The 395-nt window shown below is 64.6% G+C and carries 1 pseudogene; it reads left to right on the top strand.

Annotated features, from left to right (window positions below):
• Nucleotides 1–40: 40 nt before the first annotated feature.
• Nucleotides 41–395, top strand: a pseudogene (locus tag GV818_RS33950) (hypothetical protein); the annotation flags it as partial.

Raw genomic sequence — 395 nt, 5'->3', positions numbered from 1 at the left:
CGATATTCGACCGCACGTGGGCGAACATGCGAGCCGAGCCGTGTTGTTGGGCAACGTGCTGCGCGGTGGCGTGCGCGATCTGCCGACCTATTGCAGCGGCGGGGCAGCGCTCGAGAAAGCTCGACGGATGGCGCCACAAGCGTTGGTGAACATGGTGGCGGCGTCCCGATTGCGAGGGCGAGGCGGCGCCGCATTCCCCGCAGGCATCAAATGGCAAGCCGTTGCCAGCGCATGCGCCGAAACCAAGTATGTGGTCGTGAATGCCGACGAAGGTGACCCGGGCGCGTTCTCTGATCGGTTCCTGCTGGAGGACGATCCGTTTCGCCTCATTGAGGCCACTGCGATTGCCGCACACGCAGTAGGCGCGCGACGCGGCTACATCTACATCCGCAAGG

Source organism: Pseudomonas sp. Fl4BN1, assembly GCF_009908285.1.
Lineage (GTDB): Bacteria > Pseudomonadota > Gammaproteobacteria > Pseudomonadales > Pseudomonadaceae > Aquipseudomonas.
This window is presented reverse-complemented; position numbering and strand designations above follow the sequence as displayed.